Consider the following 14,474-nt stretch of genomic DNA (forward strand, 5'->3'; position numbering starts at 1 on the left):
GAAGAAGAACACGAGGATCACGGGGGCCGTGACCGGCACGGTGGCCGCCATGGTGAAGAGGCGGGTCAGCGGGAGGTGTCGAAGACCTCGTCGCGCGTGGTCGCCAGCGCGCTCTCCAGCGCGCCGCGCAGCACGGGGTCTTCGCGGACGTCGCCCAGGACGAGGCGTGGGCGGGGGGCGGCCAGTTCCTCCAGTTCGGCCTGGACCAGCGCGCGCAGCACCTCGCCGCCGGAGGTGAGGCCGGTGCCGCTCAGGACGACGAGTTCGGGGTCGAGGACGGAGACCAGGGAGGCCAGACCGGTGGCCAGGCGGGTGGCGTAGGTCCGCAGGAGGCGGCGGTGGGGCTCGTCGTCGTCCGGGGCGGCCGCGGCGCGCTCGACGAGGGCGGCGGCCACCTCCGTGTACGGGCCCTGTGGGACGTCCTCGATGCCGAGCTCGCGCGCCAGGTGCGGGACGGCCTGGGAGCCGGCCAGTTCCTGGTAACCGCCGCTGTTGGCCTTGGTGACCTGGCGGACCAGGGGGGTGCCCGGCACCGGCAGGAAGCCGACCTCGCCGGCGCCGCCGGTCCAGCCCCGGTGCAGCCGGCCGCCGAGCACCAGGGCGGCGCCCAGACCCTCCTGGTTCCACAGCAGGACGAAGTCGGTGTGATCGCGGGCCGCGCCCAGGCGCCGCTCCGCGAGGGCGACCAGATTGACGTCGTTCTCGTACTCGAACGGCATCGGCAGCGCGGCGGCGAGTTCGTCGAGCAGCGTGGGGGAGTGCCAGCCGGGCAGGTGGGAGGCGTAGCGCAGGCGGCCGGTGTTCGGGTCGAAGGCGCCCGGAGTGCCGATGACGAGGCGGTGGATGTCGGCACGGGACAGTCCCGCCGCCTTCACCGCGCCGTCCAGGGCGTCGGTGACCTGCTGGACGACGGGGGTGCCGGAGCGGCGGCCGGGGGTGGGCAGTTCGTGGTGGCCGACCGTGCGGCCGGTGATGTCGGCGACGGCGGCGCGTATCCGCTGGGGGGTGACGTCGAGGCCGGCGGCGTGGGCCGCGCCCGGGTTGACCTCGTACAGCTGGGCGTTGGGGCCGGGGCGGCCCTCGGTGGTGCCGGTGGCCAGGACCAGTCCGGCCGCTTCCAGGCGGGCCAGGAGCTGCGAGGCGGTCGGCTTGGACAGGCCGGTGAGCTTGCCGATGCGGGTGCGGGACAGCGGCCCGTGGTCCAGCAGGAGGTCCAGGGCGGTGCGGTCGTTCATGGCGCGCAGCACACGCGGGGTGCCCGGCGTACCGGCGGTTCCTGCCATGGGTGCGACACCTGCCCTTCTTCGGCTGCCCAGCTTCTCAGCGGCCGGTGCGGGACGTCCATCCCGGGCGGTCGCCCTCATCGCCGGCCACCGGTCACCGGCCATCAGTACGCGGTCATCAGTACGCGGTCATCAGTACCGGGGATCACTGTTAGGAAAGTTTCCTGTCGGATGCAGAGGAACGTAAGCCCGGCGTGGAAGGGGCGTCAAGAGGGGGGGGCGGAAAGGGCGGCACCCGGATGTCGCGGGTGCCGCCCTTTCCCGCCGGCCGGTTACTTCGTGGTGCTCGGCGGGGGCAGGGGGGACGCCGCCGCCGACTGCGGGGAGATCGTGCTGGAGTAGACGGACGGGGGTGCGACGCCCGCCGTCGGGTCGAGGGCCACCGTGTCCTCCGCGGCCGTGGCGCCGCCGACGATGCGGATGCCGTTCGCGTCGAAGGCGCGCTTGATGCGCCAGCGCAGCTCGCGCTCCACGGTCAGGGACTTGCCGGGCATGGTCTTCCCCGACACGCGGACCACCATCGAGTCCAGCAGCACCGAGTCCAGGCCGAGCACCTCGATCGCGCTCCACAGGAGCTCGTTCCAGGGCTCCTCCTTGCCCAGCTTCTCGGCGACCTCGCTCAGGGTGGCCTTCACCCGGTCCAGGTCCTCGTCGGATCGGACCGTGACGTCGACGTTGGCGGTCGCCCAGCCCTGGGAGAGGTTGCCTATCCGCTTGACCTCGCCGTTGCGGACGTACCAGATCTCGCCGTTGTCGCCGCGCAGCTTGGTCACCCGCAGCCCGACCTCGATCACCTCACCGGAGGCCACGCCCGCGTCGACGGTGTCGCCGACGCCGTACTGGTCCTCCAGGATCATGAAGACGCCGGAGAGGAAGTCGGTCACCAGGTTGCGCGCGCCGAAACCGATCGCCACACCCGCGACACCGGCCGACGCCAGCAGCGGGGCCAGGTTGATCTGGAAGGTGCCGAGAATCATCAGCGCGGCCGTGCCCAGGATCACGAACGACGCCATCGAGCGCAGCACCGAGCCGATCGCCTGCGAGCGCTGGCGGCGCCGCTCGGCGTTGACCAGCAGACCGCCGAGCGCGGTGCCGTCCACCGCGTGTCCGGTACGGGACATGCGGTCGACCAGCTTGGTGATCGCCCGCCGCACCACGACGCGCAGCACCATCGCTATCACCAGGATGAGCAGGACCCGGAGCCCGATCGCGAGCCACGTCGACCAGTTCTCCTCCACCCAGCCGGCGGCGTTGGTGGCGCTCTCCTGGGCGTCCTGGAGCGAGGGCACCCGTGGTGTCCCGGACTCCGATGGCGTCGGCGACGGGCCGGCGGCCGACAGGGCGGCGGACAGGAACACGGCAGGTACCTCCAGGTGCATGTCTGCCCCCGGGTGCGCCGAGTCAAGGCCGGTGAGGTCACGGAAGGGTCACCGGAAGGGGCAGAACCACCACACTAACGGGGCATAGTGGGGGGACCGGCGCCATCTGTGAAGAAGAGACAGGCCTCACCCGCACCCGCGCTTGAACAGGCCATGATCCTGGGGATGAATCGGGATGTGGTCGAAAACACCTCCAGCCCGTTACCGGGACATGGTGGCGCTTCGACCAGGCATGAGGGGAGACTGACTTACGGATCGTCCCGGCGCGAGCCACGCGCCGCCGGCGTACAAGGAGGCCATCCGTGCCGCATGTCCTGGTCCTCAACGCGTCGTACGAGCCACTCGGCGTCGTACCGCTCCGCCGCGCGCTCGTGCTCGTCCTCGAGAACAAGGCAGTCTGCCTCGAGGAGACCGGCGCCTATCTGCACAGCGCGACCGTCACAGTCCCCGCACCCAGCGTGGTCCGGCTGAAGCGATTCGTGCGGGTTCCCTACCGGGGGCCCGTTCCTCTGACCCGTCGGGCGCTGTTCGCCCGTGACGGGGGCCGGTGCATGTACTGCGGTGGCGTCGCAACCAGCGTCGACCACGTCATCCCGCGCAGTCGCGGGGGCAAGCACGTCTGGGACAACGTGGTGGCCTCCTGCCGCCGCTGCAACCACGTGAAGGCCGACCGTCACCTGATCGAGCTGGGCTGGCGGCTGCGCCACAAACCCGCCCCGCCCACCGGCCTGGCCTGGCGCATCATTGGCACCGGCCACAGGGATCCGCGCTGGCTGCCGTACTTGCAGCCGTACGGCGCGGACGACGCCATGGCCCGGATCGACGGCATCTCCGCCTGACGACGATCCGGGCCTTCGCATCGGCGGCGGGGCGGGGCGAGGGGGCCGTGGCCCGGCCCTCGGGCACCTCCGGTTCCCCGGTGACGGGGCGTGGCCGAGCCCCCTGGTGGGATCCCGGCCCCGGGCGCCGTAGGTCATGACCGGGCCCGGGAACCCCCGTTCCCCGGGCCCGGGCGTTCTCAGGTGTACCGCAGTTCCGCCGGGCGGATCGTGCGGCGCAGCAGGGGCAGGGCGGTGGCCGCGGCCAGCAGGCAGGCCGCGTAGACGGCCGGGGGCACCAGCAGCGACGTCCACGGCAGCGACCAGCCGCCGCCGTCGGCGAACAGGGCGTACCCGAAGCCGATCGTCGCGCCCCCGGCACCCGAGAGCAGCACCGCCGGCGCCAGCGGCAGGGCCGTCTCCAGCAGCAGCGCCCGCCCGAGCACCGTGCGCGGCACGCCGGCGGCGGCCTGCGCGGCCAGGCCCCGGCGGCGGGTGGCCAGCGACTCGGCGGTGCCGACCGCGAGACCGGACAGGGTGATCGCGAGGGCGAGCGCGAGGGCGACGGCCGTCAGATCGAGGCCGGTGGTGTAGAAGGACTGGTTCTCCGACAGGTGCCTCGGTGAGTCCAGCACCTCCAGGAGCATCTGCCGCACGCCCACGAAGCCGGTGCCCACGACCGTCACGAGCAGGACCGCCGCGTGCGTCCGCGCCGCCGCCCACGGATCGTCGCGCAGCCGTTCCGCCGCGATCAGCGTGGACGCCGAGCGTGCCCGGGCCGCGATCACCCGCCCGGTCAGCCTCGCCGCGGCCCCCGAGAGCCAGATCGCTCCCGCGCCGACCGCCATGACCGCGCCCAGCACCATCAGCGGCGGCGGCGGGCCGGGCCGGTACGGCGCGCCCGAGGACGTGGCGGCCACCGCGAGCAGCGCGGCCACCGTCAGCAGCAGCATGCCCGCCACGAACAGCAGTCCCGGCCCCCGTCCCGTGCGCGGGCCCGAGCGCCGCACCCAGCCGAGCGGGGAGGTCACCACCCGGCGCAGCGCCAGCGCGCCCGCCGCCGCGCCGAGCCCCGGCACGCCGACGGCGATCAGGGCGAGGCCGGTCCAGGCCGGCGCGGTCGGGTGGTCCCACAGGCGCAGCAGGAGCAGCACCGAGAAGACCGTGGCGACCGCCGAACCGAGCAGACAGGCCAGCCCGGTCTCCAGCGCGGCGATCCGCCGCACCTGCCAGGGCGTCGCCCCGGCCAGCCGCAGCACGGCCAGCCGCCGGTCACGGTGGACGGCGCCGATGCGGGCGCACTGCCCGAGGAAACCGAGGACCGGCACCAGCAGGAGCAGCAGGCTGACGATCACGCCCGCGCGTGTGCCCGGCTGGTTCAGCAGGCCCGCGCCGACGGACACCTGGTACCTGCCGCGCAGGGTGGCCAGGCTGACGGCCGCCAGCATGAGCCCGGTCGCGAGCGCCGCTCCGGTCGCGGTGAGCGTGATCCGCCACCACTCCCGCCGGTCGGAACCGCGGGTGAGCTGCCAGGCCAGGCGCAGATCGGAGTGCAGGGTCGTCGTCATGCCGTCACCCCCAGCGGCGCCACGGCACCGTCCCGCAGCTGCACTTCACGGTCCGCGTACGCCGCCACCTGCGCGTCGTGCGTGATCAGCAGCACCGCCGTGCCGGCCTCGCGGGCCGTGTGCACCAGGGCCGTCATCACCTGCTCGCTCGCCAGCGAGTCCAGCGCGCCGGTCGGCTCGTCCGCGAAGACCACCTTCGGTCCGGTGACCAGGGCACGCGCCAGCGCGGCCCGCTGCGCCTGGCCGCCGCTCATCTCGCCGGGCCGCAGCTCCGCCTGCCCGCGCACCCCGAACCGCTCCAGCCACTCCCCGGCCGCCGACCGTGCCCTGCCCCGGTCGGTGCCGGCCAGCATCAGCGGCAGCGCCACGTTGTCGAGCACGGTCAGCTCCGGGATCAGCTGGCCGAACTGGAACACCACCCCGAAGTCGGTGCGGCGCAGCTCGCTCAGCCGCTTCTCCGGCAGCTCCTCCAGCCGCAGACCGGCGTACGTCACCGACCCCGCGTCCGGGCGGACGATGCCGGACAGGCAGTGCACCAGCGTCGACTTGCCGCTGCCGCTGGCGCCGGTCACCGCGAGGATCTCCCCGGCGCGCAGGTCGACCGAGGCGCCGCGCAGCGCCTCGGTCCGGCCGTGCGCCTTGACCAGTCCGCGGCCCGCGAGCAGCGGTCCCGCCGTGTTGTCCCCGATGCTCATGCTGTGTCGACCTCCGCGGTCAGGGTGGTGAGCCGGGCCGCCGTCGTCGTCATCCAACGGAGGTCGGCGTCCAAATGGTTGAGGGCGAAGTCCGCCGAGAGCACGGTCGCCAGGTCCGCGCCCTTCGCCGCCTTCACCGTGGTGAGCTCCCGCATCCGCTCCATGTGGGCGGTGCGCTGGGCGCGCAGATAGGCGGCCGGGTCGCCGCCGGACAGGATCGACACCACGACCTTGGCGAAGATCTCGTTCGTCACGAACGGCGCGGGCGGGGCGATCTCCCCGGCCCAGCGGGACAGCTCGGCCGCCCCGCCGTCCGTGGCGCGGTACGTCGTCCGCTCCGGGCCGCCGTCCGAGTCGGTGCCCTCGACCTCGGCCAGTCCGTCCCGGACCAGGCGTTGGAGGGTCGTGTAGACCTGCCCGTAGGCCAGCGGGCGGGCCTGGGGGAAGCGTTCGTCGTGGCGTCGCTTGAGGTCGTAGCCATGGCTCGGCCCCGAGGCGAGCAGGCCCAGCAGGATGTGGCGGGTGCTCATGAACGCCATTATGTACTGAGTACATGTACTGAGTGAATAGTAGCCGCCGAAAAGATCCACAAAGGAGTTCCAAGGGACGCTCAGTCCGCGACCGCGTACGCCTCCACCGACCACAGGGAGTAGCCGTACCGGGTGGCCCGCTTCTCGCCCTGGACGCGGAGGTGGCGGACGTCCCGCTCGTCCATGCGGACCGTCTCCCGCCCGCCCCGGCCGTCCGGGACGGTCGCCGCGGTGCGCCAGGTGCGGCCGTCCGCCGAGACCTCCACGCGGTACGCCGACGGGTACGCCTCCTGCCAGTGCAGCGCGACCTTCCCCAGCCGCACCGGGCGCTCCAGGTCGACCTGCCACCAGGCGTCGTCGTCGACCGGGGACGACCAGCGCGTGTCCGGGTCGCCGTCGTTCGCCGCCGAGGCCCGGAAGTCGGGCGTCTCGTCGGCCGAGGAGCCCGCCCGGCCGCCGCGGGCCAGATCGGGACCCGCGGTGCGCGGAACGGCGTGCACCGTCAGCGTGCGGGTCACCCCGCCGAAGCCGAGCCGGACGTCGTACGACCGGGCCGGCGTGCCCCGTTCCACCGTCACCTCGACCGGTACCTCCACCGGCGTCCCGCGCGGAACGGTCAGCTCCTCCTTCGGCACCCGGACCGCAAGGCCCTTGGGCGCCCTCACGGTCAGCCTGCCGCGCACCTCGTCGGGGCGCAGCGAGCCGAGGGTGACCGTCAGCCGCCGGGTGGCGCCGATGTCGGCGTCCGTGCGGTCGTCCGGCAGTTCCAGGGAGGCGGCGGGCGCGTCCGCGAACCACGGGACCAGGTGCCGGACCCGGGCGGGGTCGGCGCCGGTGACCCGGACCGCGTCGGCCGGCGCGCCGCCGGCCGGCAGCTCGGTGGCGCCCGACGCGGACAGCACGCCGAGGCGCCGCCACCCCTGGCCCGCCGAGCGGACCTCCACGGCGCCCCGCGTGCCGGGCTCGGTGAGCACCGTCACGGCGTGCAGCGCGCGGGCGCGCGGGAGGCGGAACGTACGGTCGTCGCCGGGGCGGGCGGGCGGCTCCTGGCCGATGCCCGCCCAGCTCTCGTACGCCCTGAGGGCCCGGCTCAGGAACGGGTCCAGCACGCCCTTGCCGACCGTCACCCGCGCGGACTCCAGCCCGGCCCGCTGCTCGCCCAGCCTCCGGTACGCCGTCCAGGCGGCGCCCGCGTCCCCGGTGCGCTGGGCGTCCAGCATGTCCAGGGCCGTCGTACCGGCGTCGCCGTAGCGGGCCAGCCGTTCGTTCCAGGGGGCGACCTCGGTGGCGCGGGCGGTGCCGGACAGGCGCTCCGGCAGTTCGCGCAGGACCGTGAAGGCCGCGCGCAGCCGCCCTGCCGCCGCGCCCTCGATGGTGCCGCGGGAGGCCGCCCGGGCCCGGGTCCGCCAGAACTCCTCCATCAGCGGACGCAGGTACGCCGACTCCTCGCCGCCCAGTACGGAGGACGCGTCGTTCCCGGCGAGCGCGGTCAGGGCCTCCCGGCGCCGGGCGTCACCGCCGGCGAGGTCGGCGATCGCGGCCCGCCAGGACTCCTGGGGGCGGTAGTCGCGCGGGTTCCAGGCGAAGTCGGCGGCGGTGAAGAGGGGGATGCGGGACGCCTCCGGCTGTTCCATCGCGTTGGCCAGCAGTCCGGCCGAACCGGCGGCCACGGCCGGCTCCCGGCCCTGGTAGGGGCCGAGGAAGATCCGGCCGGGGGCGTAGTCGTTCACCGGGTAGTTGTCCATGGTCACCAGCGGATGCCCGAACACCTGCCGCGCCTCGGCCAGTTCGCGGCCCGTGATGGTGCGCGGCACCACTCCGACCCCGGTCCACGCCACCTCGACGCCCGCGTCCAGGGCGTGGGAGAGGGCCCGCCGGTACGCGGTCGAGCCGTCCTCGTAGTACTCGGTGGGCATCAGGGACAGGGCCGCCGTACCGGAGTGACGTTCCGCCAGGTGCCGGGCCACCGCGTTCACCACCCGTGCCTGGGCGCGGGCGGCGGCCTCGGGGCCCGACCCGAACCGGTCGGCGTCCGCCCCGCAGTGCCACTCGCTGTAGCTGACGTCCTGGAACTGGAGCTGGAAGGCGCGGAAGCCCAGCGCCCACATCGCGTCCAGCTTGCGGGTCAGCGCGCGCAGATCGTCGTCCGAGGCGAAGCACATCGCCTGGCCCGGCGCCACCGCCCAGCCGAGGGTGACGTGGTTGCGCCGGGCCCGCTCGGCCAGCTCCCGGAACTCCGCGCGCCGCTCGGCCGGGTACGGCTCCCGCCAGCGGGCCTGCCGGTGGAGGTCGTCGCCGGGCGCGTAGAGGTACCGGTTCTGCTTGGTGCGGCCCATGAAGTCCAGCTGGGCGAGCCGCTGCCCGTGCGTCCACGGGGTGCCGTAGAAGCCCTCGGTGATGCCGCGCACGGCGGTGCCCGGCCAGTCGCGTACGAGGGCGGCGGTGAGGCGGCCGTCCGGCCGCAGGAGCTGCCGCAGCGTCTGCACGGCGTGGAACAGGCCGTCGCCGTCCGCGCCGGTGAGGGAGACGGCGTCCCCGCCGGTGGTCAGAGTGTAGCCGCCGGCCGGAAGGGCGCGCCGGGGGTCGCCGGAGGCGCGTTCCGCACCCACGCGCACCACGAGCGCCCCCTCGGGCACCGGTGCGCCGGGGGCGGTGAACCGGCGCGCCCCGGCCTGGCGCAGCAGCGCCCGCAGCGCGTCGAGGGTGTACGGGTCGGCCGTCGCGTCCGCGATCAGCGTGACCTCGGCGGTCACCTCGACCGGGGCGCCGTTCGCGCGCAGGGAATGGGGGCGCGGCCACACGGAGAGCGCCGCCGCCTCGGCGGCGTCGGAAGCGGGGGACGCGGTCGTCCCGGGCACGGGCGGCGCCGCCACGGCGGAGGGCATGGAGCCCAGGGTCCCCGCGAGGACCGCGAAAGCGAGGGCCGCCCTCCTGGCGGTCGCCGTCCTCCCACCCCGCAGCTGCACCGGGCCTCCTCGTTGCTCGACGGACCTCGCCCGGTGGCGATGGCCGTGTCCATTCCGTTACCGAGAAGCCATGAGCCCACCATTTATGCGGTGAACGTGTCAATGAGGGTGGCCGCTGTGGCGTATTTGTCCCACTGTGGAGGGAGGGGGCGAGGAGAAAATGTGACCAGGAGCACGTTGTGCGGCTTTGTGCGTCTGCCCGCGCGCCCGCTGGGTAGGGCTGCGGGATAACCCGCACGACCACTTCGCACGACCACCCGCACGACCGCCGTACCCGATCACCCGCACGATCACCGCACCCGATCACCCGCACGATCACCGCACCCGATCACCCGCACGACCGCCGCATGACCCGCGAGGCCGTGCTCGACGAGAGGCCATCCGTGACCGCACCGGCATACGTCCCTTCCCCGGCCCTGTCCAAACCCGCGGCGGACCCGTCCGCCGACGACCTCCACTTCTGTGTCTTCAGCGCCGAGGGCCCCTGCACCGAGGTCCCGCTGACCAGCGAACCCCCGCTGCCCGACGCCGAACCCCTCACCAGCGAGCCGCCGCTCGCCGACGCCGCCCCCCTGACCAGCGAGTCCGACGCCTTCACGGACTCCTCGGACTCCTCCGGACTCGACTCCTTCCCGGCCCAGTACCGCCCGGAGCCCTAAGGTGACCGCGCCACGGCCGGCCGAGCCCCCTTCCGAGGAGTTGTCCCGGCTCGCCGCCCTGCACGGCGTCGCCACCTCCTACAACCCCTCCCCGGACCGCACGGTCGCGGCCTCGTCCGTAGCCGTCACCCGCGCGCTGGCCGCCCTCGGCGTGGACGCGGCCACCCCGCAGGCCGTCCGCGCCGCCCTTACCGCCCGCGAACGGGACGTCGGCGAGCGGCTGCTGCCCCCCACCGTCGTCGGCTGGGACACCCGTGTCCCCGCCGCGCTCACCGCGCTCCCCGAGGGCACCCGGCTCGACGTGCGCACCGAACAGGGCGAGACCCGCGCGTCCGCCGAGCACCTCCCGCCCGGGGTGCACGACGTCACCGCCACCGCCCCCGACGGCCGCACCGCGCACACCCACCTGATCGTCGCCCCGCCCAGGCTGCCCGCACCCCCCGGACGCTCCCACGGGCTCCTGGTCCAGCTCTACTCCCTGCTCTCCCGCCGCTCCTGGGGCATGGGCGACCTCGCCGACCTCGGCGAACTGGCCGGCTGGGCCGGACGCACCCTCGGCGCCGGATTCGTCCAGGTCAACCCCCTGCACGCGGCCGTCCCCGGCCCCCCGACCGACCCCTCCCCCTACCGCCCCTCCTCCCGCCGCTTCCCCGACCCCGTCCACCTGCGCGTCGAGGACGTCCCGGAGTTCGCGTACGTCGAGGACCGCGACCGCGTCCGCGCCCTGCTGGAGCGGGCCGGCCGGCTGCGCGAGGCGGTCCTGGGCAAGGGCGCGCTGATCGACCGGGACGCCGTGTGGGAGGCCAAGCGGGAGGCGCTGGAACTGGTGCACGAGGTCCCGCTCGGACCCGGCCGCCGCGCCGCCTACGGCGACTTCCTCGCCGCTCAGGGCCAGGCCCTGGAGGACCACGCCACCTGGTACGCGCTCGCCGAGATCCACGGGCCCGACTGGCACCACTGGCCCCCCGCACTGCGCGACCCGCGCTCACCCCAGACCGCCCGCGCCCGGCGCGAGCTGACGCACCGCGTCGACTTCCACTCCCGGCTCGTCTGGCTCACCGACGCCCAGCTCACCGCCGCCCAGCGCGCCGCGCGCGACGCCGGGATGGCGGTCGGGATCGTCCACGACCTCGCCGTCGGCGTCCACCCCGCCGGCGCCGACGCCTGGGCGCAGCAGCACTACTTCGCGGCCGGCATGTCCGTCGGCGCGCCCCCGGACGCCTTCAACGCGCGCGGCCAGGACTGGGGCCTGCCGCCCTGGCGCCCCGACCGGCTCGCCGACTCCGGATACGCCCCCTTCCGCGCCCTGCTCCAGGCCCTGTTCCGGTACGCGGGCGCCCTGCGCATCGACCACGTCATGGGCCTTTTCCGGCTCTGGTGGGTCCCCGAGGGCCACCCGCCCACCGAGGGCACCTACATCCGCTACGACGCCGAGGCCATGCTCGCCGTACTCGTCCTGGAGGCCTCCCGGGCCGGGGCGGTCGTGATCGGCGAGGATCTCGGGACCGTCGAGCCCGGAGTGCGCGAGGCGCTGCGCGAGCGCGGCGTGTACGGCACCTCGGTGCTGTGGTTCGAACGGGACTGGGAGGGCGACCGCCGCCCCCTGCCGCCGGACAGCTGGCGCGCCGACTGCCTGGCCACGGCCACCACCCACGACCTGCCCCCCACCGCCGCCCGCCTCACCGGCGAACACGTCGAACTCCGCGACAGCCTCGGCCTGCTCACCCGCCCCCTCGCCGAGGAACGCGCGGAAGCCGCCGCCGACACCGGGGAGTGGCTGGACCTGCTCACCCGGCTCGGCCTGCTGCCGGGCGCCGCCGGCGGCACGGACACGTCGTCGGAGGAGGCCGAGATCCAGGCCGTCCACCGCTATCTGCTGCGCACCCCCGCCCGCATGATCGGCGTCTGGCTCCCCGACGGCGTCGGCGACCGGCGCCCGCAGAACCTCCCCGGCACCTGGGACCAGTACCCGAACTGGCGCCTGCCGATCGCGGACGCGGCGGGCCGGCCGGTGACGCTGGAGGAACTGGCGGCGTCACCGAGACTGCGGGCACTGATGGACGTGCTGCGGCAGTGACGCGGTGCCCGGTGCCGAGGTGGGCCGGGACGAGCGGCGCGGCCCTGCGCCGGCGGGGTGCCACCGCGCCCACCGGTGCCGTCGCGCGGCACGACTGCCCGCGGACCGTCCCCGCATACGGCACCCCGCGCGCGCGGCCCCTCACCGCGTTCGCTACTTTGGGGACCGTGGACAAGAAGAACGCCCTGCGCGCCGGCGCCCTGGCAGCCGGTACGACGCTGATGATGCTGCTCATGTCGTCCCCCGCGCTCGCGCTCACCCGCGACGACGGCGACGACCCCGGCACCGGCCTGAGCGTCATCGAGACGCTGGGCCTGTATGTCGTGGCCCCGATCGCGCTGTTCGTGGTCATCGCCGCCCTGGTGATGATCGGCGACAAGTCGCACAAGAAGAAGGACACGACCAGCTCCAACATCAGCACCAGGGCCGAAGCCAAGGCCTGATCCGGGGCAGGCCGCTCGCGAGCGGCCCCACGCGCTTTCCCGAGGGCGCCGACCCTTCCGTACGTACGCGCATCCGCCGTACGGGACGAGGGCGGCGCCCTCGGTGCGTCCCCCGTGGGGGAGACGGCGGGCCCGGACGGCGCAACCTGTCCCGCGCCTTCGGCGTGCACGCCCGCACCCTGGAACAGCTCGACGCCCGCGGCCTCGCGGACCGGCTGCTCGCGGCCGGCAGCACCCTCACCGAGCTGCGCCTCTTCAGCCGTCTCACCCTCGATCTGGGCACGCTGCCGTCCCGCTTCCCCTTCCTGCTCATCACCCCGCAGTACGAGGTCGAGCGGCTTCTGGAGGACAGGGCGCGCGAACTCGGCGTCGAGTTCCTCTTCGAGCACGAGGTCGTGGGCCTGCGGCAGGGCGGCAGCGGCGTCGACCTCGACATGCGGGGCCCGGACGGGGCGGTCGTCACCCGCCGCGCGGCCTACGCCGTCGGCGCGGACGGTCACCGCAGCGCCGTACGTCAGGCGGTCGGCCTGCCCTTCCCCGGCGTCTCCGTCATCAAGTCCCTGTTCCTGGCGGACGTACGGCTCGCCGAGCGGCCCGGGAGCGTGCTCACCGTCAACGGCACGGGTGACTCCTTCGCGGTGATCGCGTCCTTCGGCGGCGGCTGGTACCGGGTCATGGGCTGGAACCGCCGCCACGAGGTCCCCGACGACGCCCCGCTCGACCTCGACGAGGTCAAGGAGGTCACCCGTCGCGCCCTCGGAACCGACTACGGCATGCACGACGCCCGCTGGCTCTCCCGCTTCCACAGCGACGAGCGGCAGGCTCCCGAGTACCGGGTCGGACGGGTCTTCCTCGCCGGTGACGCCGCGCACGTCCACTCACCGGCCGGCGGCCAGGGCATGAACACCGGCCTGCAGGACGCGGCCAACCTCGGCTGGAAGCTCGCCGCGGTCGTCAAGGGCCGGGTGCCCGAGGGTCTCCCGGACACCTACCAGGCCGAGCGCCACCCCGTCGGCAGGGCCGTGCTGCGCAGCAGCGGCGGGCTGGTCCGGCTGGCGCGGGCGCAGCACCCGGCTGTGCGTGCCGTGCGCGCCCTGGTCTCCGCGTTCGTCAACGCGTCCCGGCCCGCCCGGGCCAAGGCCCTGGCCCAGATCTCGGGAATCGGTTACGCGTACGCCGCCCCGCGCGGTGCCCACCGCCTGGTCGGCGCCCGCGTCCCCGACGTGGCGCTGGAGAGCGGCCGCCTCCACGAGGCCTTGCGCGGTGGCCGTTTCGCGCTGATCACCCCGCGGCCGTACGACGACGGGGGTGCGCGCGCGGAACGGCTGGCGGTGGAGCGCTGGGCGTCCGGCAGCCGTCGTACCACCGTGCTGGTTCGCCCCGACGGCTACGCGGCCTGGGCGTCGGACTCCGCCGGACCTGCCGAGATCGAGACCGCACTCGCCACCCACCTCGGCTGAGGAGACGGCGCCTACCGCTCGGTCGCGAACAGCAATTCCCTGAGCAGGTCGGCCAGTTGTTCGGCCCGTTCCCCGTCCAGGGCGGACAGTGCCTCCGTCTGGACGGCGAGGCCCGCGCCGACCGCCTCGTCGGTCAGGCGCAGCCCCTCCCCGGTGAGCGTGACCTGGAGTCCGCGCCGGTCGTGCGGGTCGGGGGAGCGGCGCAGCAGCCCCGCGCGCTCCAGTTTGTCGAGGCGGCCCGTCATCCCGCCGGTGGTCAGCATCAGCGTGGCCGAGAGCTCCCTGGGGGAGAGCGTGTAGGGCTCCCCGGAACGGCGAAGGGTCGCCAGGACATCGAACTCCCCGCGCGAGATCCCGTACCTGGCGTACGCCTTGTCGATCCGGTCGCCCATGGCGCGCGCGAGCCGGTACACACGTCCGAAGACCTCCATGGCGGCGGTGTCGAGGTCGGGCCGCACCTCCGCCCACTGCTCGATGATCGCGTCGACGGGGTCCTTGCGCGGCTCCGGGGATGCACTCATGGGCAGGAGTATCCGCCCCGGTTGGGTCGCCCGCAAGAAAGTAGCTTGACGGAAAGTAGCTTGAAGCTAAGCTAC

11 protein-coding genes and 1 pseudogene are annotated in these 14,474 nt (G+C 74.4%); 5 read left to right on the forward strand and 7 right to left on the reverse strand.

Annotation, left to right across the window (positions count from 1 at the left end):
- Positions 1-65 precede the first annotated feature (65 nt).
- Together IE178_RS01655 and IE178_RS01660 are read right to left on the reverse strand one after the other, a co-directional pair.
- On the reverse strand, positions 66-1,283 hold the full coding sequence (locus IE178_RS01655; protein WP_193511026.1) for an ROK family transcriptional regulator: 1,218 nt from the start codon (positions 1,281-1,283) through the stop codon (positions 66-68).
- Between the two features lie 272 nt (positions 1,284-1,555).
- Entirely contained in the window at positions 1,556-2,662 is a 1,107-nt protein-coding gene (locus IE178_RS01660) for a mechanosensitive ion channel family protein (protein ID WP_184760581.1), read from the reverse strand.
- Between the two features lie 302 nt (positions 2,663-2,964).
- Between IE178_RS01660 and IE178_RS01665 the strand changes: the two genes are divergently transcribed.
- Positions 2,965-3,501: an HNH endonuclease gene (locus tag IE178_RS01665; RefSeq protein WP_125506459.1), complete on the forward strand. Its 537-nt coding sequence runs from the start codon at positions 2,965-2,967 to the stop codon at positions 3,499-3,501.
- Between the two features lie 179 nt (positions 3,502-3,680).
- Here IE178_RS01665 and IE178_RS01670 read toward each other — a convergent pair whose 3' ends face one another.
- From IE178_RS01670 to IE178_RS01685, 4 genes are all read right to left on the reverse strand, one after another.
- Entirely contained in the window at positions 3,681-5,048 is a 1,368-nt protein-coding gene (locus tag IE178_RS01670; protein ID WP_193511027.1) for an FtsX-like permease family protein, read from the reverse strand.
- Positions 5,045-5,743 (reverse strand): ABC transporter ATP-binding protein, encoded by a 699-nt coding sequence (locus IE178_RS01675; RefSeq protein ID WP_184760583.1) that lies wholly within the window; start codon positions 5,741-5,743, stop codon positions 5,045-5,047. The genes IE178_RS01670 and IE178_RS01675 overlap by 4 nt, the downstream gene beginning before the upstream one ends.
- Entirely contained in the window at positions 5,740-6,273 is a 534-nt protein-coding gene (locus tag IE178_RS01680; protein ID WP_184760584.1) for a PadR family transcriptional regulator, read from the reverse strand. Before IE178_RS01680 ends, IE178_RS01675 begins: the two co-directional genes overlap by 4 nt.
- 80 nt (positions 6,274-6,353) lie before the next feature.
- Positions 6,354-9,239 carry a glycoside hydrolase family 84 protein gene (locus tag IE178_RS01685; protein WP_438874338.1) on the reverse strand — a complete coding sequence of 962 codons (2,886 nt, stop codon included), beginning with the start codon at positions 9,237-9,239 and terminating at the stop codon, positions 6,354-6,356.
- 383 nt (positions 9,240-9,622) lie between these two features.
- On the opposite strand from IE178_RS01685, the gene IE178_RS01690 reads away from it, so the two are divergent.
- The 4 genes and pseudogenes from IE178_RS01690 to IE178_RS01705 all read left to right on the forward strand — a co-directional run.
- A complete protein-coding gene (locus IE178_RS01690; protein ID WP_184760802.1) occupies positions 9,623-9,898 on the forward strand; it encodes a hypothetical protein in 276 nt (91 codons plus the stop codon).
- A 1-nt stretch (position 9,899) separates the two neighbouring features.
- On the forward strand, positions 9,900-11,975 hold the full coding sequence (gene malQ / locus IE178_RS01695; protein ID WP_193511029.1) for a 4-alpha-glucanotransferase: 2,076 nt from the start codon (positions 9,900-9,902) through the stop codon (positions 11,973-11,975).
- 167 nt (positions 11,976-12,142) lie between these two features.
- Positions 12,143-12,418 (forward strand): hypothetical protein, encoded by a 276-nt coding sequence (locus IE178_RS01700; RefSeq protein WP_184760803.1) that lies wholly within the window; start codon positions 12,143-12,145, stop codon positions 12,416-12,418.
- A 143-nt stretch (positions 12,419-12,561) separates the two neighbouring features.
- A pseudogene (locus IE178_RS01705) lies at positions 12,562-13,878 on the forward strand (FAD-dependent monooxygenase); the annotation flags it as partial.
- Between the two features lie 11 nt (positions 13,879-13,889).
- On the opposite strand, the gene IE178_RS01710 reads toward IE178_RS01705, so the two are convergent.
- Positions 13,890-14,399, reverse strand: a complete 510-nt coding sequence (locus tag IE178_RS01710) for a MarR family winged helix-turn-helix transcriptional regulator (RefSeq protein WP_184760587.1) — start codon at positions 14,397-14,399, stop codon at positions 13,890-13,892.
- Positions 14,400-14,474 lie beyond the last annotated feature (75 nt).

The sequence above is a fragment of the Streptomyces griseoloalbus genome (assembly GCA_014650015.1).
Classification (GTDB): Bacteria; Actinomycetota; Actinomycetes; order Streptomycetales; family Streptomycetaceae; genus Streptomyces; species Streptomyces griseoloalbus.

Excerpts from the sequence above, each read along its gene's own strand:
- IE178_RS01655 (WP_193511026.1), bottom strand. The coding sequence starts at position 1,283 with ATGGCAGGAACCGCCGGTACGCCGGGCACCCCGCGTGTGCTGCGCGCC.
- IE178_RS01660 (WP_184760581.1), bottom strand. The coding sequence starts at position 2,662 with ATGCACCTGGAGGTACCTGCCGTGTTCCTGTCCGCCGCCCTGTCGGCC.
- IE178_RS01670 (WP_193511027.1), bottom strand. The coding sequence starts at position 5,048 with ATGACGACGACCCTGCACTCCGATCTGCGCCTGGCCTGGCAGCTCACC.
- IE178_RS01675 (WP_184760583.1), bottom strand. The coding sequence starts at position 5,743 with ATGAGCATCGGGGACAACACGGCGGGACCGCTGCTCGCGGGCCGCGGA.
- IE178_RS01680 (WP_184760584.1), bottom strand. The coding sequence starts at position 6,273 with ATGAGCACCCGCCACATCCTGCTGGGCCTGCTCGCCTCGGGGCCGAGC.
- IE178_RS01710 (WP_184760587.1), bottom strand. The coding sequence starts at position 14,399 with ATGAGTGCATCCCCGGAGCCGCGCAAGGACCCCGTCGACGCGATCATC.